Consider the following 18,917-nt stretch of genomic DNA (forward strand, 5'->3'; position numbering starts at 1 on the left):
ACCATGCAGGTCAAACGTTTCTTCGCAGCCGACATGCGCATCGCCATGAAGATGATTCGTGACGAACTGGGCGCCGATGCCGTGATTACGGGCAATCGCCGTGTCGCTGGCGGCGTCGAGTTGACCGCTATGCTCGATTATCCGATGGAACCGGTTGCATCCAGCCAGCCTAATGCGGCGCTCGAAGCAGAGCTGCGCAAGACCCAGGCGCGGATCGCTACGGCTCATGCCGAGCTGAGCTCACCCTCGCGGGTGCAGAGTGGCAGGGATCGTCAACTGCTTGACGAAAAGCCCCCTGCATTTGAACCGCCGGTGCCAGCGGCAACCACTACGGCTGCACTGGATTCCCGTGCAGTGGAAGCCATGCACAGCGAGTTGCAGGGTCTGCGCGAACTGATCGAAGTACAGCTGGGGTCGATTGCCTGGGGACAGGAGCAAAGTCGCCGTCCGCAGCAGGCCGGCCTCTGGCGACGTCTGCAGCGCATTGGCCTGCCGGCTGATCTGTCGCGAAGCCTGCTGGAGAAAGTGTCCACCGTTGCCGAACCGCGTCAGGCCTGGCGCATGCTGTTGGCGCACCTGGCGCAGTCGATCAAGGTCAGCAAGGTCGAGCCCCTGGAAGAGGGTGGTGTCATTGCCCTGGTCGGCCCGGCTGGCGCAGGCAAGACCACCACGCTGGCCAAGCTGGCGGCGCGCTATGTGCTCAAGCACGGGCCGCAGAGCATTGCCCTGGCAAGCATGGACAACTACCGTATCGGTGCTCAGGAGCAACTGAGAACCTTGGGGCGCATCCTCGATGTACCGGTCGTTCAGATTGACCCCAGCCAGCCCCTGGCCAAGACGCTGCAACCCCTGGCGCGCAAGCGCCTGATTCTAGTCGACACCGCCGGCCTGCCGGCAGGTGATGCGATGATGCGCATGCAGCTCGAAACCCTGGCCGATCGCGGCATCAAGTCAAAAAACTACCTGGTGCTGGCGGCAACCAGCCAGAGCCAGGTCTTGAAGGCGGCGTGGCATAACTATCGGCGTTGCGGACTGACCGGCTGCATCCTGACCAAGCTGGATGAGGCGGGCAGTCTGGGCGACGTGCTTGGGCTAACGATTAGCCAGCATCTGCCGATAGCCTATCTGGCCGACGGGCCGCGTATACCTGATGACCTGCAGTTGCCACGCAGTCATCAACTGGTCAGTCGCGCGGTAAGCTTGCAACTAGAGGAGTCTCCCAGCGAGGAGGCCATGGCTGACCTGTTTACCGGGTTGTACAACGGATCATCACGGAAAGTCGGATGAAGGCTTGGTTCCGTGAAGCAGACAATGAAGACGCGTTCCGGCTGAACGCATCGATGGCCTTGTGGCCCCAGCAAGATATAGGCGTGTGAAGATGGGTACTCATCCCGTACAGGTGATTGCGGTGACTGGCGGCAAGGGCGGCGTCGGCAAGACCAACGTATCGGTCAATCTGGCGTTGGCGCTGGCTGAACTCGGTCGTAGGGTAGTGCTGCTCGACGCCGACCTTGGCTTGGCCAATGTCGATGTCTTGCTGGGCCTGACTACCAAACGCACCTTGGCCGACGTCATCGCCGGTGAGTGCGATCTGCGAGATGTGCTGATCCAGGGGCCGGGCGGCATTCGTATCGTGCCTGCGGCCTCCGGTACCCAGAGCATGGTGCAGCTGTCCAGCCTGCAGCACTCGGGTTTGATTCAGGCGTTCAGTGATATCGGCGATGACATCGATGTACTGATCATCGACACCGCTGCCGGGATCGGCGACGGCGTGGTGAGCTTTGTCCGTGCCGCCCAGGAAGTGCTGTTGGTGGTAACGGATGAGCCGACCTCCATCACCGATGCCTACGCCCTGATCAAACTGCTTAATCGCGACTATGGCATCAGCCGCTTCCGCGTGCTGGCCAACATGGCGCATACCCCGCAGGAAGGACGCAACCTGTTTGCCAAGCTGGCCAAGGTTACCGAGCGCTTCCTCGATGTGGCATTGCAGTATGTGGGAGCGGTGCCCTACGACGAATCTGTGCGCAAGGCCGTCCAGAAACAGCGTGCCGTATACGAAGCGTACCCGCGGGCCAAGTCCTCGCTGGCGTTCAAGGCCATCGCTCAGAAGGTGGATACCTGGCCGCTGCCGGCAACCCCGCGCGGCCATCTGGAGTTCTTTGTGGAGCGCCTTATCAGGCCTGCCGCAGACACTCACGAATGACAGTGGCTGGATTGGGTATGTATTACAGCAAGGCTCAGGCAAAAGACTCTCAGTACCAGCTCATCGACCAGTACGCACCCTTGGTCAAGCGCATCGCCTACCACCTGCTGGCGCGCTTGCCGGCCAGTGTGCAGGTCGATGATCTGCTGCAGGCGGGCATGATCGGGCTGCTCGAGGCATCGAAGAAATACGACGCCGGAAAAGGCGCCAGCTTCGAGACCTACGCCGGTATTCGTATTCGTGGTGCCATGCTTGATGAGGTGCGCAAAGGAGACTGGGCGCCGCGCTCGGTACACCGCAATTCGCGCATGGTCAGCGAGGCGATCCGGGCCATCGAGGCGAAAACCGGCCGCGACGCTAAAGATCATGAGGTTGCGGCCGAACTTGAATTGAGTCTGGACGAGTACTACGGCATTCTGGGCGACACTCTGGGCAGCCGTTTGTTCAGTTTTGACGATCTGCTTCAAGAGGGTGAACACGGAGAGTTTGGCGAGGATGCCGCCAGCGCACATCCCGAGCCGTTCCGTGATCTCGAAGACGAGCGTTTTCAGCAGGCCCTGGCGGAGGCCATCAGCAACCTGCCGGAACGTGAAAAGCTGGTGCTTTCGCTGTACTACGACGAAGAGCTGAACTTGAAGGAAATCGGCCAGGTTCTGGGCGTCAGTGAATCGCGGGTGAGTCAGCTGCATAGCCAGTGTGCGGCACGTCTGCGTGCTCGCCTGGGAGAGTGGCGCGCGCAGTAAGGTCGACTGCGAAAATTACTCGAGGCGGCTTTTACAGGGCGCTTCTGATAGGTGGGGCAGTCAACGCAAGGAAGCAACAGTCGAGAAACGCAGCGCATCAGGCGCCGTTTACGAGTTGTAGATGAGCTTTTGATCGGGCTCGCGCACGAGCTTGTTTTTTTAACGCAGCGATGACGACGCAGGTAGTTTACAGACGTCCTACAGGCTTTATCGATGAAGCCCGCCGCAAGCCATGAGCAGGGCTAGGGATTTCGAGATTTACGGAGGTTTACTTGGACAAGAATATGAAAATCCTCATCGTTGACGACTTCTCGACGATGAGACGGATCATCAAGAACCTCTTGCGCGATCTGGGCTTCACCAACACTGCCGAAGCAGACGACGGTACCACCGCGTTGCCGATGCTCAAGAGCGGCAGTTTCGATTTCCTCGTGACCGACTGGAACATGCCCGGTATGAGCGGCATCGACCTGTTGCGCCATGTGCGCGCCGATGAACGCCTCAAGCATCTGCCGGTGCTGATGGTGACCGCCGAAGCCAAACGTGACCAGATCATCGAGGCTGCACAGGCCGGGGTGAACGGCTATGTGGTCAAGCCATTCACTGCTCAGGTGCTCAAGGAGAAGATCGAGAAGATCTTCGAGCGCGTCAACGGCTGAAGCAGCGTCGCGAGGGGACTATGTCACAAGCAGATCAAAGTCTTGTGGAGTTCGAAGTAACTCTGCGAGCACGTGTGCCTCAGCTGCTCGAAAGTCTGCAGCAGGGCCGGCTCGACGAGACGGCGCAGCTGCTCAATGAGCTCAACCAGATTCGCAACAACAACCTCTATCAGGAGGTTGGCAAGCTCACACGCGAACTGCATAACGCCATCGTCAAGCTCGAGATGGATACCAGCGCCACCGGCGGCGATCCATCGCCCATTACCGATGCGACCGATCGTCTTTCCTACGTGGTGGCGATGACCGAAAAGGCCGCCAACCGCACCATGGACCTGGTGGAAGAATCGACGCCGCTGGTCAACTACGTCAGCTACGAAGCCCAGAGCCTGACGGCCGACTGGCAGCGCTTCATGCGCCGCGACATGAATGCCGACGAGTTCCGCGAGCTGGTTCGAAGGGTCGACACGTTTCTCCAGCGCGCCATGAACGATGGTAGCCAGCTATCGCAAAATCTCAGCGAAATCATGCTGGCTCAGGATTTCCAGGACCTTACCGGACAAGTGATCAAGCGGGTCACACGGCTGGTCAGCGAGCTTGAAAGCAACCTGCTGAACCTGGTGCTGATGGCCGGTCAGGTCGATCGCATGGCAGGCATCCGGCACGACTGCGAAGCAATGCGCGCAGAGCAAGAGCGAAAAAGACGAGAAAAAGAATCTTCCAACGGTGAAGGTCCGCAGATGCATGCCGATATACGAGAGGATGTCGTGTCCGGTCAGGATGATGTCGACGACCTGCTTTCGAGCTTGGGCTTTTAGGGGATGTGAATATGAGCTTCGACGCCGATGAAGAAATCCTCCAGGACTTCCTGGTAGAGGCCGGCGAGATTCTCGAACTATTGTCAGAGCAGCTGGTGGAGCTGGAAAGCAGCCCGGATGACAGTGCCTTGCTCAATGCGATTTTTCGCGGCTTTCACACGGTAAAAGGCGGTGCCGGATTCCTCCAGCTGCATGAGCTGGTCGAATGCTGCCACGTTGCCGAAAACGTTTTCGACATCCTGCGCAAGGGCGAGCGCCGGGTTGAGCCGGAACTGATGGACGTCGTGCTGCAGGCACTGGACGCCGTCAATGCCATGTTCAGCCAGGTGCGCGAGCGCAGCGAAGTCACTCCGGCATCGCCCGAGCTGCTGGCTGCCCTGGCCCGGCTTGCCGAGCCGGACACGCTGGATACTCCGGCAGCAGAGCCTGCTCCGGCCGAGCCGGAGCCTGAAGTGACGACTGCCGATCATGAGTTCGAGCAGCTGCTCGGGGCGCTGGGCGGTTCGGCTGCTGTCGATGCGCCTGCCGCCGATTCCGGTGCGGCGAGCGATGAAATCACCGATGCCGAATTCGAGGCCCTGCTCGATCAGCTGCATGGTGAAGGGCAGTTCAAGGTCGACTCCGGTGCTGCGCAACATGCGTCTGCAGCCAAGGCTCCAGAGGCGCCGGTTAGCGACGAAATCACCGATGAAGAGTTCGAGGCTCTGCTCGACCAGCTGCACGGCAAGGGCCAGTTTAGCGAGGCGCCTGCCGCTGTGTCTGAACAGGCCAGCGTAGATACGCCGGTCGCTGCCGCTGAGGCTGCTGGTGATGAAATCACCGATGATGAATTTGAAGCCCTGCTCGATCAATTGCATGGCAAGGGCAAGTTCGAAGCAGAAGCAGTAGCGCCTGCGTCAAAGCCTGAGCTTAAGCCTGAACCGACCAAGCCAAGTGCGGCACCGGCAAAGGCGGCTGCAGCGAAACCGGTTGCCGCACCTGCCAAGGCAGCTGCCGCGGCCAGCGAAGCCGAAACCACAGTGCGTGTCGACACTGCGCGGCTCGACGAGATCATGAACATGGTCGGCGAGCTGGTGCTGGTGCGTAACCGGCTGGTGCGCCTGGGTGCCGACAGCGGCGACGAGGCCATGTCCAAGGCTGTAGCCAACCTTGACGTGGTCACTGGCGACCTGCAAAGCGCGGTGATGAAAACGCGCATGCAGCCGATCAAGAAGGCATTCGGTCGTTTCCCACGCTTGATTCGCGATATGGCGCGCAACCTGAAGAAGGAAATCAACCTTGAGCTGATCGGTGAAGAAACCGATCTGGACAAGAACCTCGTCGAGGCACTGGCCGATCCGCTGGTGCACCTGGTGCGCAACGCGGTGGATCACGGTATCGAAATGCCGGATGAGCGTGAGGCCGCCGGCAAGCCGCGCGCCGGCAAGGTGGTTTTGTCCGCCGAGCAGGAGGGCGATCACATCCTGCTGGTCATCAGCGATGACGGCAAGGGGATGGATGCCAATGTCCTGCGCGCCAAGGCGGTCGAGAAAGGCATGCTGGACAAGGATGCGGCCGAGCGCCTGAGTGAGCTTGAGTGCTACAACCTGATCTTCGCGGCGGGCTTTTCGACCAAGACGGAAATTTCCGACGTGTCCGGCCGTGGCGTCGGCATGGACGTGGTCAAGACCAAGATTTCCCAGCTCAACGGCACGGTCAATGTCTTTTCCACCAAGGGCCAGGGCTCGCGTGTCGTGATCAAGGTGCCGCTGACGCTGGCGATCATGCCGACCCTGATGGTGATGCTGGGTAATCAGGCATTCGCGTTCCCGCTGGTCAACGTCAACGAGATTTTCCACCTCGATCTGTCCCATACCAACGTTGTTGATGGCCAGGAAGTGGTGATCGTGCGCGACAAGGCGTTGCCGCTGTTCTACCTCAAGCGCTGGCTTGTGCCAGACGCGAAGCAGGAGGAGCAGCGTGAAGGGCATGTGGTGATCCTGAGTGTCGGCAACCAGACCATCGGCTTCGTCGTCGATCAGCTGGTGGGGCAGGAAGAAGTGGTGATCAAGCCTCTGGGCAAAATGCTGCAGGGCACGCCAGGCATGTCCGGTGCGACCATCACTGGCGATGGTCGGATAGCCCTGATCCTTGATGTGCCGAGCATGCTCAAGCGTTACGCACGCAGGATCTGATCAGTTGGGCGGCGCTTCCCGAGGATGCGCCGCCGCTAGGAGTGTTTTATGGCAGTCAAGGTCCTGGTGGTGGACGATTCCGGCTTTTTTCGGCGCCGGGTATCCGAAATCCTCTCTTCAGACCCGAATATCCAGGTGATCGGTACCGCCATCAACGGGCGTGAGGCGATTGACCAGACGTTGGCACTCAAGCCGGATGTCATCACCATGGACTATGAGATGCCGACAATGGACGGCATTTCTGCGGTACGGCACATCATGCAGCGTTGCCCGACTCCGGTATTGATGTTTTCCTCGCTGACTCACGAAGGCGCTCGCGTGACGCTGGATGCGCTGGATGCGGGAGCCGTGGATTTCCTGCCGAAGAATTTTGAGGACATTTCGCGCAGCCCGGACAAGGTCAAGCAGCTGCTCTGCGAGAAGGTCCATAGCATTGCACGCAGCAATCGACGTTCCGGCAGCGTCTCCGTTCCGCATGCCCCGTCGCTGGCCCCGACACCTGCGCCAGCTACCCGCGCCGCATCGGTTCCGGCGTTCACGTCATCGCGCAGTGCACCGGCTTCTGCACCAGCAGCGGCCCCGACATCAACATCGCCCGCACCGCGCCGCAAGGCCTATCGCCTGGTCGCCATCGGCACCTCCACGGGCGGTCCCGTAGCGTTGCAGCGCGTGCTGACCCAGCTGCCCGCCAGTTTCCCGGCGCCTATCGTGCTGATTCAGCATATGCCGGCCGCGTTCACCAAGGCTTTCGCCGAGCGCCTGGACAAGCTGTGCAACATACGCGTCAAGGAAGCTGAGGATGGCGATCAGCTGCGTCCCGGCTTGGCACTATTGGCGCCGGGCGGCAAACAGATGATGGTCGACGGGCGCGGCTCGGTGCGCATTCTGCCGGGCGACGAGCGACTCAACTATCGCCCCTGCGTCGACGTGACCTTCGGCTCTGCGGCCAAGGCCTTCAACGACAAGGTGCTGGCGGTGGTTCTCACCGGCATGGGCGCCGACGGTCGCGAGGGTGCACGCATGCTCAAGCAGAGCGGCAGTCAGGTCTGGACCCAGGACGAGGCCAGCTGCGTCATCTACGGCATGCCCATGGCCGTGGCCAAGGCCAACCTCAGTGACGCTGTCTATCCGCTCGATGATATCGGTCGGCACCTGAACGAGGCGTGCATCTGATGGATGTCCTCAGCCTTATCGGGCTGGTGCTTGCCTTCGTCGCCATAGTTGGCGGCAACTTCCTCGAGGGTGGGCATATCTCCGGGCTGCTCAACGGCCCGGCAGCGCTGATCGTGCTGGGTGGAACCATGGGCGCGGTGTTACTGCAGACGCCCATGGCGGTGTTCATGCGGGCAATGTCGATCATCGGCTGGATTTTCTTCCCGCCGCGCATCGACATGATGAGAGGCATCAGCCTGGTCACCGGCTGGAGCAACACCGCACGCAAGGAAGGCCTCCTGGGTCTGGAGCCGGTCGCCGAGACCGAGCTCGACCCCTATGCCCGCAAGGGTTTGCAGCTGTTGGTCGACGGCGCCGAGCCAGAGGTCATTCGCAGCATTCTTGAAGTCGACATGTACACCCAGGAAGCCCGTGACATTCGCGCGGCGAAGGTCTACGAAAGCATGGGTGGTTATTCGCCGACCATCGGCATCATCGGCGCGGTCATGGGCCTTATCCACGTGATGGGCAACCTGGCCGACCCCAGTCAGCTGGGCAGCGGTATCGCCGTGGCTTTCGTTGCCACTATTTACGGGGTGGCGTTTGCCAACCTGCTGGTGCTGCCGATTGGCGCCAAGCTCAAGAGCATCGTGCAGAAGCAGACCACCTACCGCGAACTGCTGCTCGAAGGCATCCTGTCCATCGCCGAGGGCGAAAACCCCCGCTCGATCGAAATGAAGCTCCAGGGTTTCATCGACTGAGTGAAGGGTAGACGCCGGCGTGCGGTGCGCGCCGCACAGAGGGAGCGAAGAGATGGCCCGCCGTAGATTCGAGGAAGAAGCGCACAACCACGAACGCTGGATGGTTTCCTACGCGGATTTCATTACCTTGCTGTTCGCCTTCTTCGTGGTCATGTACTCGATTTCTTCACTCAATGAAGGCAAGTACAAGATTCTTTCCGATTCCCTGGTCGGTGTCTTCAACCAGCCCGATCGAGCGATCAAGCCGATTCCCATTGGCGAAGAGCGGCCTCGCACTACTGAACCGAAAGACTTGCAACACGATGACGCCGCAGCGGCTCAGGACCCGCTGGAAAGCATTATGCAAAGCATGCGTGAAGCTTTCTCCGACCTGATCGGTGCGAACCAGCTGACCTTGCGCGGCAACGAGATGTGGGTCGAGATCGAACTGAATTCGAGCCTGCTGTTTCCCAGCGGCGATGCTTTGCCCAATGATCAGGCCTTTGAGCTTTTGGAGAGGGTCGCCAGGATTCTGGCACCGTTTGACAACCCGATTCGGGTCGAGGGCTTTACCGACAACCTGCCGATCAACACCGAACAGTTCCCAACTAACTGGGAGCTGTCTGCCGCTCGCGCCGGGAGTGTGGTACGTATGCTAGTAGCCGATGGCGTTGCGCCATCAAGATTGGCAGCGGTAGGCTACGGTGAATTTCAGCCCATAGCAGATAATTCGACGCCAGAAGGCAGGGCGCGCAATCGTCGGGTGGTACTGGTTGTATCACGCCATCTTGATGTGCGGCAGAGCGATGCCGGCTCGCGCGGACAGGCGGCTCGCGCTGCCGAGCCGTCTGGCACATAAGATGCTTTTGCTTGGGATCAACGAGTGTTGCGGGCAATGCCGTCAAATCTTCGGCAGCGTCGCTGTGACTTATTCATGCTCTGGTTCGAGCTAGGTGGAAATTGAGTTATGAGAGTCTGGGCTGTCGCCAACCAAAAAGGCGGAGTGGGTAAAACCACTACCTCCATCGCCCTTGCCGGATTGCTCGCCGATGCCGGCAAGCGTGTCGTGGTGCTGGACCTCGACCCCCATGGTTCGATGACCAGCTATTTTGGCCATGATCCAGACAATCTCGATCACAGCGTTTTCGACCTGTTTCAGCATCAGGGCTCGGTGCCTGAAGGTCTGCCCTGGCAGCTGCTGCTGCCGACCAGCCATGAGCGAATTTCGCTGCTACCCTCCAGCACGGTACTGGCGACCCTGGAGCGCCAGGCCCCAGGGCAAAGCGGGCTGGGGTTGGTGATTGCCAAGAGCTTGTCGCAGCTCTGGCAGGATTTCGATTACGCCATCATCGACAGTCCGCCACTGCTGGGTGTGTTGATGGTCAACGCGCTGGCCGCCAGTCAGCAGCTGATCATCCCGGTGCAGACCGAGTTCCTGGCGATCAAGGGCCTTGAGCGGATGGTCAGTACCATCGCGATGATCAATCGCTCGCGCAAACAGGCGCTGCCGTACACCATCGTGCCGACCATGTTCGACCGTCGCACCCAGGCGTCGATGAACACCCTGAAGGTGCTGCGCAACGGTTATCAAGAGAATTTGTGGCAGGCCTTCATACCCGTGGATACGCGTCTGCGTGATGCCAGCCTCGCCGGTGTCACCCCCTCGCAACACGATTCCAGCAGTCGGGCGGTGCTTGCCTATCGCTCGCTACTCAAGGCCTTGCTGGCGGCACAAGCTTCTCCGCAGGTGGCCTGATGACGCGTCATGAAGCGAGTTCAAGTTCAGCCTGTGCGCGGCCGATAGCCTACCCAGTAGCTTTGAGCGAGTGGTTTTCATGAGCAGCATCCAACTTAAGGAAAATCGGTCGCAACAGGCACTGCAGTCGTACCTCGATGAGCTGCTGTTGGATGCCAGCCTTGAGTTGGCCGAGGCGGTCAGTCATGACGAGTTCAAGGCGGCTGTGCTTGAAGAACAGCTGCGCGATCAGCAGCGAGCGATTGAGCCCGCGCCGGCTGAAGTTTCCCAGCCGATCATTGAGGTGGCTGAGCCTGTAGCCCCGCTGGTGCTCGAGCCCGCACCTGCAAACCTGGCACCGCCTGCACTGATCGAACCGGTCGCCACGCTGGAAACGGCAGGGTTGAATTCAGGCGGGCTGCCGCCTCGTAAGGGTGGCCAGCCGGAGTGGGGTGAGGAACCATTCGAGTGTCTGCTGTTTGATGTCGCCGGCCTGACCCTGGCGGTACCGCTGATCAGCCTCGGCTCGATTTACCCACTCGCAGGTCAGGAGCTGACGCCGCTGTTCGGCCAGCCCGACTGGTTTCTCGGGATCCTGCCCAGCCAGGCGGGCAACCTGAAAGTACTGGATACGGCACGCTGGGTGATGGCCGAGCGGTATCGCGACGATTTTCGCCAAGGTCTGCAATACGTGATCTCGGTGCAAGGCTACGAATGGGGGTTGGCAGTGCATCAGGTCAGCCGTTCGATTCGACTGGACCCGCGCGAGGTCAAATGGCGCTCTCAGCGGACCCAGCGACCCTGGTTGGCCGGAACGGTCATCGACCATATGTGTGCGCTGCTCGATGTAGCCGAGCTTGCGGAACTGATCGCCAGCGGGGCCACACGCCATCTGAAGGGCGTACCTTCATAATCATTTGAACAACAAGGGGCTGCGTCCGTGGCCCGAGCAATCTATAGAATCGACCGCCGTGGCGGCATATAAGAGGTAGGGCTATGAAGATGACTTCCGTGCAGGGTTCCGATGATCCAGTCCTGCAATGGGTGACCTTCCGTCTGGATAACGAGACCTATGGCATCAATGTGATGCAGGTTCAGGAAGTGTTGCGCTATACCGAGATTGCACCGGTTCCGGGTGCGCCAAGCTACGTGCTGGGCATCATCAATCTGCGTGGCAATGTGGTCACGGTGATCGATACGCGTCAGCGCTTCGGGCTGCAGAGCGCATCGGTCACGGACAACACCCGGATCGTAATCATCGAAGCGGACCGGCAGGTGATCGGCATTCTGGTCGACAGCGTTGCCGAAGTGGTCTACCTGCGTCAGTCCGAGATTGAAACCGCGCCCAACGTCGGTAACGACGAGTCGGCCAAGTTCATTCAGGGTGTTTGCAACAAGAACAACGAACTGTTGATCCTGGTCGAGCTCGAAAAACTGATGAGCGAAGAAGAATGGGCGGAACTTGAGAGCATCTGATACATGCTGATTGCCTCGCTGGTCGCGTCGGTCGTCGCGCTTGCCCTGTGCTGCGTTGCGCTGCTGGGGTTTTGTATCTGGCTGTTCCGGCGCCAGCGCCAGCAGGCCGAGGCGCAGGCGCGCAGCGATGCGGTTCGGGATCGGCGAATCAAGGAGCTGGGTGCTCGGCTGGATAGTGTTCTGGATGGCAGTGTGCATATGGGGCATGAACTGCACGAGCTTTCGCGCACGGTCTCGCCATTGCCTGATCGGATCACCCAGCTTGAACAGCGTGATCCCAACAACTTTTCCTTCTCCCAGGCCGCCAAGTTGGTCGGCATGGGGGCCAGCGTCGATGATCTGACGCAATCCTGCGGGCTGTCCCAGTCCGAAGCCGAATTGATGAGCAAGTTGCATCAGGCACGGCGCAAGCCTGACTGATACGGCTCAGGACTCGGGCCCGCCGAGCAGAGGCAGCGACGGTTCGGCTTGTTGCTCGAAACCCGGTGGGCATTTTCCTTTCAGATACCAGGCGAAAGCGATGATTTCGGCGATGGTGCGATACAGCGCCTCGGGAATGGCATCGCCTAGCTCCAGGCGTGCCAGCAGCTTGACCAGTTCCGCGTTCTCGTAAATCGGCACTTCGTGCTCGCGGGCGATGGCCAGAATCGCCTCTGCCAGCTCATCGTCGCCCTTGGCCGAAAGGCTTGGGGTATTGACGCCGTCATAGGTGAGGGCGATGGCTTGGCGCGGGGGCTTGGCAGTCATGCGGTTTCATCCACGAAGCGTTGATCCAGTGCGGTGCGCGGGCCCTGGGGTGGGTTGCCTTGGCGACACGCCAGTTCGCCGACAGTCAGTCCGGCGTTGAGCAGTCGCTGGCGCAGGTAATCGAGTTCGGTAGAAATCAGCCGGGCGGTTCCGCTGCGCTCGGCCCAGATCTGGCTGGCCAGGCTGCCGTTGATCAACTGCGCCTGCACCTGCAAAGGTCCCAGCGGGGCGACGTCGAAAGCCAGCTCGACCTTCCACAGGGTTTCGCCTTTCTCCTTGGCGTTCTGCCGGGAGTCGTCCTCGCGCTGCAGCTTGATCTGTAGCGGGACGATATCGCGAGCGTCGCGCATCGGCACTTCGATCTGCCAGGTGGTGACCTGGGTGCCATCGGGGCCGGTCTGGGTTTGCGCGAGGCTGGAGAGCTGATGGGTCTGCAGTCGCGACACTGCTGCTGCCGCCAGTTTCAGCATCAGTTCCAGATCGGCTTCGCCGTCGGCATTGAATAGCAGTCTGCTCGGTAGCGGGAAGCTTTGTGCAAGCTGGCGTACATTCGGCTGCCCGAGTGCGCCGAGGGCATTGCGAGCGAATGCCGGTAGTGCCTGGCCAAGCGTTGCGGCTGTCTGGGCTGCCGCCAATGGCCCGCTACCAGGGAGCCCTGGCAATTGCGCGATCAGGCGCAGCAGGGCGGCCTTCATGTCCGTGGGCAGGCTGTCGGTTTGTCCATTGAGCAGGCGCGCTTCGAGAAAAATGCCGCTCTTGGCCAGCGCCTGGGCCAGAGTCTTGGCGTCGCCCAGCTCCTGCACTTGCGGAATCAGGCCGAGCAGGCGTTCGGCCGCGCTGCGCAAGCTGTCGGGCAGCGTTGCCGGGTTTGCCAGTGCGCTGAAAAGGCCTTCAAGCGAGCCCTGGCGGCTGCTCTGCGCGCCCAGGTGCTGGCTTAGCATCAGCTGGTCGAGGCGCCCGCTTAGGGGCATGAAAGCCAGGGATTGATCACCTTGCACACGGGCGGTGAGCAGACTGCCCGGGGCCAGTGGCTGGCTTGATTCGATATTGAGTTTTTGCCCGGCCAGCGGCGAGCTGAGCAGGCTCACCACTAGAGTGAAAGTGGTCTGGCCGGCTTGCTGGGTCGGCTGGCTGGCAATGACCTTGCCCTGAATCACCGTGCCGACGGGAAGCTGGCCTAGATCAATACTGTTCACCGGCTGGCGGTTGCCCGGCTGCAGGACGCCCATCAGACGGGTGTCGGATGCCGCAGTCACGTACAGGGCAGCGCCCGGTGCAACCGCTTTGCTGCTGGTGGCTTCTACCGTCGCCTGGCGCCCGCTGCCCATCGTCAAGCGCAGCGTCAGTTGGAATGCTTGAAGCGCTTCCTTGATCCTGACAACTTCGGCCTCGGCACTTTCTCCGGCGGCGAGCAGCCCCTGCATGGGTTGTAACAGCTTCAACGCCAGTTCGGCCGAAGCTGTCGCCGAGCGGGCCGGGTTGGCAGGAGGAATCGCCTGGGTACCTTTGATCTCGGTCATTTTTACTTAAATGCTCTTACAACCTTTCGACTTTGTGGTCTTCGACCCCAATGCGCGGCATGTATAATTCGGCCCGCCTGACGAGCCTGTCATTGTAGCGGCTACGTCCTTTTCATCTTGAGGTGTCCATAGCGTGTCCAGTCCCTTTCTAGAAGCTGTGGCGCTTTCCTGCGAGCGGGACTGGCGGCTGTTGTTCGAAAGGCTGGACCTGCAGGTCGCAAAAGGCCAGATGTTGCAGATCGCCGGCCCCAACGGTAGTGGTAAGACCAGCCTGCTGCGGCTACTGTCGGGGCTTATGCAGCCAACGGCGGGTGAAGTGCGGCTGCAGGGCCGCAACCTCGAAAGCCAGCGTGACGAATTGGCGCGCAATCTTCTCTGGATTGGCCATGCCGCGGGTATCAAGGGGTTGCTGACCCCGGAGGAAAACCTGACCTGGCTTTGTGCCCTGCATCAGCCCGCGACTCGTGATGCCATCTGGCAAGCACTGGAGGCGGTAGGACTGCGCGGTTTCGAGGACGTTCCCTGCCATACGCTGTCTGCCGGCCAGCAGCGTCGTGTCGGTTTGGCCCGGTTGTATCTGTCGCCGCCGCCGCTGTGGATTCTCGACGAGCCGTTTACTGCGCTCGACAAGCACGGTGTGGCGCAGCTGGAGCGGCACCTTGCCGCGCACTGCGAGCAGGGTGGCATGGTGGTGCTGACCACACATCACTCGCTCGCCGAAAAGCCGGCTGGTTTTCGTGAGATCGATCTGGGGCAGCGCGCGGCATGAGCAATGTTTTCACCCTACTGCTGGCCCGCGAAAGCCGTTTGCTGTTTCGCCGCCCCGCTGAGCTGGCCAACCCGCTGGTTTTTTTCGCCATCGTCATCGCCCTGTTTCCGTTGGCGGTGGGGCCTGAGACGCAGCTGCTGCAAACCATTTCTCCAGGCCTGATCTGGGTTGCAGCGCTATTGGCCGTACTACTCTCACTGGACGGGCTGTTTCGCAGCGATTTTGAGGATGGTTCTCTGGAACAGTGGGTCGTTTCGCCACACCCGCTGGCACTTCTGGTTCTTGCCAAGGTACTGGCACACTGGGCGTTTTCCGGTCTGGCGCTGGTATTGCTGGCGCCGCTGCTGGCGTTGATGCTGGGCATGCCGATGAGCGCGTTGCCGGTTCTGCTGATCTCGCTGCTACTAGGCACGCCTGTGCTCAGCCTGCTTGGTGCGGTCGGTGCGGCATTGACTGTCGGCCTCAAGCGCGGTGGCTTGCTGCTGGCGCTGCTGATCCTGCCGCTATATATCCCGGTACTCATTCTGGGTAGCGGGGCGCTGCAGGCAGCGTTGCAGGGTCTGCCGGCTGTTGGCCATCTGTTATGGCTTTCCAGCCTGACGGCCCTGGCGGTCACCCTTACACCCTTTGCCATAGCTGCTGGCTTGAAAATCAGCGTTGGCGAGTGATGGATTGCACGATGGATTTATTCGATAGCGCTACGGCTTCCGTCGACGGACGGACCTCGGCCCCGATGCATTTGCTGATCATGAACAAGTGGTCTGAGTGCGGTTTCGGGACAGTATCGCAACGCGTAGCGGATTTGAGGCAGGTGCTATGAACTGGACATGGTTCCACAAGCTGGGCTCACCCAAATGGTTCTACGGCATCAGTGGTCGCTGGATGCCTTGGCTGGGTTGGGCCGCACTGCTGTTGCTGGCAGTTGGGACAGTCTGGGGGCTGGCGTTTGCGCCCCAGGATTACCAGCAGGGCAACAGTTTCCGCATCATCTATATCCACGTACCTGCTGCGTTTCTGGCGCAGTCGATCTATGTGATGCTGGCCGTCGCCGGCCTGGTCGGGCTGGTGTGGAAGATGAAGCTGGCGGATGTCGCGCTGCAGCAGGCAGCCCCCATTGGAGCCTGGATGACATTCATCGCGCTGCTGACCGGTGCCGTATGGGGCAAGCCGACCTGGGGCGCCTGGTGGGTCTGGGATGCCCGCCTGACCTCCATGCTGATTCTGCTGTTCCTGTACTTCGGCATCATTGCGCTGGGGCAGGCTATCAGTAATCGTGACAGTGCGGCGAAGGCCTGCGCGGTACTGGCCATCGTCGGGGTGGTGAATATTCCGATCATCAAATACTCGGTGGAGTGGTGGAACACCTTGCATCAACCTGCCACTTTTACGGTCACCGAGAAGCCTGCGATGCCAATGGAAATGTGGTTGCCGCTGCTGGTCATGGTTCTGGGTTTCTACTGCTTCTTCACTTGGGTGCTGCTGATGCGCATGCGTCTGGAAGTGCTGCGTCGTGAGTCACGCAGTAGCTGGGTCAAGGCCGAGGTGAAGGGGCTGGTAGGTAAAGCATCATGAATTTTTCATCGTTCTCGGAATTCATCGCCATGGGCAACCATGGGCTGTATGTCTGGACGGCCTATGGCATCAGCCTGGCTGTTTTGCTTTTGAACGTCGCGCTGCCAATGCTGGCGCGCCGGCGATATCTGCAAGAAGAGGCGCGTCGTTTGCGCCGGGAGGAAATGAAGTGAATCCTGTGCGCAAGAAGCGTTTGTTCATCATTCTGGCAATCCTTGCCGGCGTGGGAGTTGCCGTAACGCTGGCGTTGTCTGCCTTGCAAGAGAACATCAATCTCTTTTATACGCCGACCCAGATCGCTGCCGGCGAAGCACCGGAGGGCACCCGGATCCGTGCCGGTGGCTTGGTTGAAGACGGGTCGGTAACACGTAGCAGCGACTCGCTCACCGTGACCTTCCGGGTTACTGACAACAACGCAAGCATCGCCATTCAGTACCAGGGGATCCTTCCGGATCTGTTCCGCGAAGGGCAGGGCATCGTAGCTCTGGGGCGCGTCAACAGCGAGGGCGTTCTGGTGGCCGACGAAGTGCTGGCCAAGCATGACGAGAACTATATGCCGCCGGAAGTCACTCAGGCGCTGGAGCAGAGCGGAATGATGAAGCACTACGAAGGCGATAAGCAGGAGTATGCAAAATGATTCCCGAGCTCGGCCATCTGGCCATGATTCTGGCGCTGTGCCTGGCGGTGGTGCAGGGCACGCTGCCGCTGATCGGCGCCTGGCGCGGTGATCACCAGTGGATGAGCCTGGCGCAGCCGGCCGCCTGGGGGCAGTTCGCCTTTCTCGGGTTTTCCTTCGCCTGCCTTACCTATGCGTTCATGGTCGATGACTTTTCCGTCGCCTATGTTGCGCACAACTCCAATAGCGCACTGCCCTGGTACTACAAATTCAGCGCCGTGTGGGGCGCGCACGAAGGCTCGCTGCTGCTCTGGGCCTTCATTCTGGCTGGCTGGACCTTCGCCGTGGCGATTTTCTCGCGCCAATTGCCCGAAGACATGCTGGCGCGAGTGCTGGGCGTCATGGGGCTGATCAGTATCGGTTTCCTGCTGTTCTTGATCGTCACTTCCAACCCCTTCGAGCGCTACCTGCCGCAGTCTCCCATGGACGGCCGCGACCTTAATCCGCTGCTGCAGGACTTCGGCCTGATCGTGCATCCGCCGATGCTCTACATGGGTTATGTCGGTTTTTCCGTGGCCTTCTCATTTGCCATCGCGGCATTGCTGGGCGGTCGTCTGGATGCCGCCTGGGCCCGCTGGTCCCGGCCCTGGACGCTGGTCGCCTGGGCCTTTCTTGGCGCCGGTATCGCGCTGGGTTCCTGGTGGGCCTATTACGAGCTGGGCTGGGGCGGCTGGTGGTTCTGGGATCCGGTGGAAAATGCGTCCTTCATGCCCTGGCTGGTCGGTACGGCGCTGATCCATTCGCTGGCTGTCACGGAAAAACGCGGCGTGTTCAAAAGCTGGACGGTGTTGCTGGCGATTGCAGCGTTCTCGCTGAGCCTGCTGGGTACCTTTCTGGTTCGCTCCGGTGTACTGACCTCGGTACATGCGTTCGCTACCGACCCGGAGCGCGGTGTCTTCATCCTCGCGTTCCTGCTGCTGGTGGTCGGTGGCTCGCTGACGCTGTTCGCCTTGCGCGCTCCGGTGGTCAAGAGCCGGGTCGGCTTCGGCCTCTGGTCGCGTGAAACCCTGCTGCTGGTCAACAACCTGCTGCTGGTGGTTGCTACCGCGATGATCCTGTTGGGCACGCTGTACCCATTGTTGCTCGATGCTCTGTCCGACACCAAGTTGTCTGTTGGCCCGCCTTATTTCAATGCCATGTTCCTGCCGCTGATGGCTGCTCTGATGCTGGCGCTCGCAGTGGGTGTGCTGGTGCGCTGGAAAGACACTCCGGTGAAATGGCTGATGAGCATGCTGACTCCAGTGCTGATCACCAGCGCCGTGCTGGGTGGACTGGGCTCGGTGCTGCTGGGTGATTTCCACTGGGCGGTGCTTGCCGTATGCCTGTTGGCTGCCTGGGTGGTGTTGGCCGGCGTGCGCGATATTCTCGACAAAACTCGCCACAAGGGTCTGATCAAGGGCATCCGCAGCCTGGCGCCAAGTTACTGGGGTATGCAGTTAGGGCACCTGGGGCTAGCGGTTTGTGCCATCGGCGTAGTTCTGGTCAGCCAGAACAGCTCCGAGCGTGATCTGCGCCTAGCACCGGGTGAGTCGCTGGAGTTGGGTGGTTACAGCTTCGTCTTTGAAGGCGCCCAGCATTTTGACGGGCCGAACTTCACCTCAGACAAAGGCACCATCCGGGTGTTTGATGGTGACAAGCAGATTGCCGTCCTGCATCCCGAGAAGCGCCTCTATACAGTGCAGCAAATGCCGATGACCGAAGCCGGCATCGATGCAGGCTTTACCCGCGACCTTTACGTGGCGCTGGGTGAGCCTCTGGAGAATGGCGCCTGGGCTGTGCGGGTGCATATCAAGCCTTTCGTACGCTGGATCTGGCTGGGTGCGTTGCTGATGTCGCTGGGTGGGGTTCTTTCCGCCTGTGATCGGCGCTATCGCGTAAAGGTCAAGGTCCGTGTCCGTGAGGCGCTTGGTCTGGCGCAGCAAGGAGCCTGATG

The 18,917-nt window shown here is 60.5% G+C and carries 21 protein-coding genes; 19 read left to right on the top strand and 2 right to left on the bottom strand.

Going from position 1 to position 18,917, the window contains the following annotated elements; translation table 11 throughout:
• Positions 1-3 precede the first annotated feature (3 nt).
• The 13 genes from flhF (at position 4) to BN1079_RS00840 (ending at position 12,120) form a co-directional block, all read left to right on the top strand.
• Positions 4-1,287 (top strand): flagellar biosynthesis GTPase FlhF, encoded by a 1,284-nt coding sequence (gene flhF / locus BN1079_RS00780; protein WP_037021621.1) that lies wholly within the window; start codon positions 4-6, stop codon positions 1,285-1,287.
• 91 nt (positions 1,288-1,378) lie between these two features.
• Positions 1,379-2,206, top strand: a complete 828-nt coding sequence (fleN, locus tag BN1079_RS00785; RefSeq protein ID WP_037021622.1) for a flagellar synthesis regulator FleN — start codon at positions 1,379-1,381, stop codon at positions 2,204-2,206.
• Between the two features lie 17 nt (positions 2,207-2,223).
• Positions 2,224-2,949, top strand: coding sequence for an RNA polymerase sigma factor FliA (gene fliA / locus BN1079_RS00790; RefSeq protein ID WP_037021623.1), 726 nt, complete (start codon positions 2,224-2,226; stop codon positions 2,947-2,949).
• Between the two features lie 284 nt (positions 2,950-3,233).
• Complete coding sequence (locus BN1079_RS00795) at positions 3,234-3,608, top strand: chemotaxis response regulator CheY (protein WP_171819274.1); 375 nt, start codon at positions 3,234-3,236, stop codon at positions 3,606-3,608.
• A 20-nt stretch (positions 3,609-3,628) separates the two neighbouring features.
• Positions 3,629-4,423 (top strand): protein phosphatase CheZ, encoded by a 795-nt coding sequence (locus tag BN1079_RS00800; RefSeq protein WP_037021624.1) that lies wholly within the window; start codon positions 3,629-3,631, stop codon positions 4,421-4,423.
• A gap of 11 nt (positions 4,424-4,434) precedes the next feature.
• On the top strand, positions 4,435-6,597 hold the full coding sequence (locus BN1079_RS00805; RefSeq protein WP_037021626.1) for a chemotaxis protein CheA: 2,163 nt from the start codon (positions 4,435-4,437) through the stop codon (positions 6,595-6,597).
• A gap of 48 nt (positions 6,598-6,645) precedes the next feature.
• Positions 6,646-7,770, top strand: a complete 1,125-nt coding sequence (locus tag BN1079_RS00810) for a protein-glutamate methylesterase/protein-glutamine glutaminase (RefSeq protein ID WP_037021629.1) — start codon at positions 6,646-6,648, stop codon at positions 7,768-7,770.
• Entirely contained in the window at positions 7,770-8,510 is a 741-nt protein-coding gene (locus tag BN1079_RS00815) for a flagellar motor protein (protein WP_037021633.1), read from the top strand. The genes BN1079_RS00810 and BN1079_RS00815 overlap by 1 nt, the downstream gene beginning before the upstream one ends.
• 52 nt (positions 8,511-8,562) lie before the next feature.
• Complete coding sequence (gene motD / locus BN1079_RS00820; protein ID WP_037021636.1) at positions 8,563-9,348, top strand: flagellar motor protein MotD; 786 nt, start codon at positions 8,563-8,565, stop codon at positions 9,346-9,348.
• 108 nt (positions 9,349-9,456) lie between these two features.
• Positions 9,457-10,245, top strand: a complete 789-nt coding sequence (locus BN1079_RS00825; RefSeq protein ID WP_037021638.1) for a ParA family protein — start codon at positions 9,457-9,459, stop codon at positions 10,243-10,245.
• Between the two features lie 79 nt (positions 10,246-10,324).
• A complete protein-coding gene (locus BN1079_RS00830) occupies positions 10,325-11,137 on the top strand; it encodes a CheW domain-containing protein (RefSeq protein WP_037021639.1) in 813 nt (270 codons plus the stop codon).
• A gap of 83 nt (positions 11,138-11,220) precedes the next feature.
• A complete protein-coding gene (locus BN1079_RS00835; protein WP_037021640.1) occupies positions 11,221-11,700 on the top strand; it encodes a chemotaxis protein CheW in 480 nt (159 codons plus the stop codon).
• 3 nt (positions 11,701-11,703) lie between these two features.
• Entirely contained in the window at positions 11,704-12,120 is a 417-nt protein-coding gene (locus BN1079_RS00840; RefSeq protein ID WP_037021641.1) for a DUF2802 domain-containing protein, read from the top strand.
• A 6-nt stretch (positions 12,121-12,126) separates the two neighbouring features.
• Here BN1079_RS00840 and BN1079_RS00845 read toward each other — a convergent pair whose 3' ends face one another.
• A complete protein-coding gene (locus BN1079_RS00845; protein ID WP_037021642.1) occupies positions 12,127-12,447 on the bottom strand; it encodes an EscU/YscU/HrcU family type III secretion system export apparatus switch protein in 321 nt (106 codons plus the stop codon).
• The gene (fliK, locus tag BN1079_RS00850) at positions 12,444-13,967 is read right to left on the bottom strand and encodes a flagellar hook-length control protein FliK (protein ID WP_037021643.1); all 1,524 of its coding nucleotides are present in this window, start codon (positions 13,965-13,967) and stop codon (positions 12,444-12,446) included. Before fliK ends, BN1079_RS00845 begins: the two co-directional genes overlap by 4 nt.
• 133 nt (positions 13,968-14,100) lie before the next feature.
• On the opposite strand from fliK, the gene ccmA reads away from it, so the two are divergent.
• The 6 genes from ccmA to BN1079_RS00880 all read left to right on the top strand — a co-directional run bounded on the left by ccmA (position 14,101) and on the right by BN1079_RS00880 (position 18,915).
• A complete protein-coding gene (gene ccmA, locus BN1079_RS00855; RefSeq protein WP_037021644.1) occupies positions 14,101-14,736 on the top strand; it encodes a cytochrome c biogenesis heme-transporting ATPase CcmA in 636 nt (211 codons plus the stop codon).
• Positions 14,733-15,404 (top strand): heme exporter protein CcmB, encoded by a 672-nt coding sequence (gene ccmB, locus BN1079_RS00860; RefSeq protein WP_037021645.1) that lies wholly within the window; start codon positions 14,733-14,735, stop codon positions 15,402-15,404. The genes ccmA and ccmB overlap by 4 nt, the downstream gene beginning before the upstream one ends.
• 148 nt (positions 15,405-15,552) lie before the next feature.
• Complete coding sequence (locus tag BN1079_RS00865; protein WP_037021646.1) at positions 15,553-16,308, top strand: heme ABC transporter permease; 756 nt, start codon at positions 15,553-15,555, stop codon at positions 16,306-16,308.
• Complete coding sequence (ccmD, locus tag BN1079_RS00870) at positions 16,305-16,481, top strand: heme exporter protein CcmD (RefSeq protein ID WP_037021648.1); 177 nt, start codon at positions 16,305-16,307, stop codon at positions 16,479-16,481. The genes BN1079_RS00865 and ccmD overlap by 4 nt, the downstream gene beginning before the upstream one ends.
• Positions 16,478-16,945 carry a cytochrome c maturation protein CcmE gene (gene ccmE, locus BN1079_RS00875; RefSeq protein WP_037021649.1) on the top strand — a complete coding sequence of 156 codons (468 nt, stop codon included), beginning with the start codon at positions 16,478-16,480 and terminating at the stop codon, positions 16,943-16,945. Before ccmD ends, ccmE begins: the two co-directional genes overlap by 4 nt.
• Positions 16,942-18,915 (top strand): heme lyase CcmF/NrfE family subunit, encoded by a 1,974-nt coding sequence (locus BN1079_RS00880; RefSeq protein WP_037021653.1) that lies wholly within the window; start codon positions 16,942-16,944, stop codon positions 18,913-18,915. Before ccmE ends, BN1079_RS00880 begins: the two co-directional genes overlap by 4 nt.
• Positions 18,916-18,917 lie beyond the last annotated feature (2 nt).

Source organism: Pseudomonas saudiphocaensis, assembly GCF_000756775.1.
Classification (GTDB): Bacteria; Pseudomonadota; Gammaproteobacteria; order Pseudomonadales; family Pseudomonadaceae; genus Stutzerimonas; species Stutzerimonas saudiphocaensis.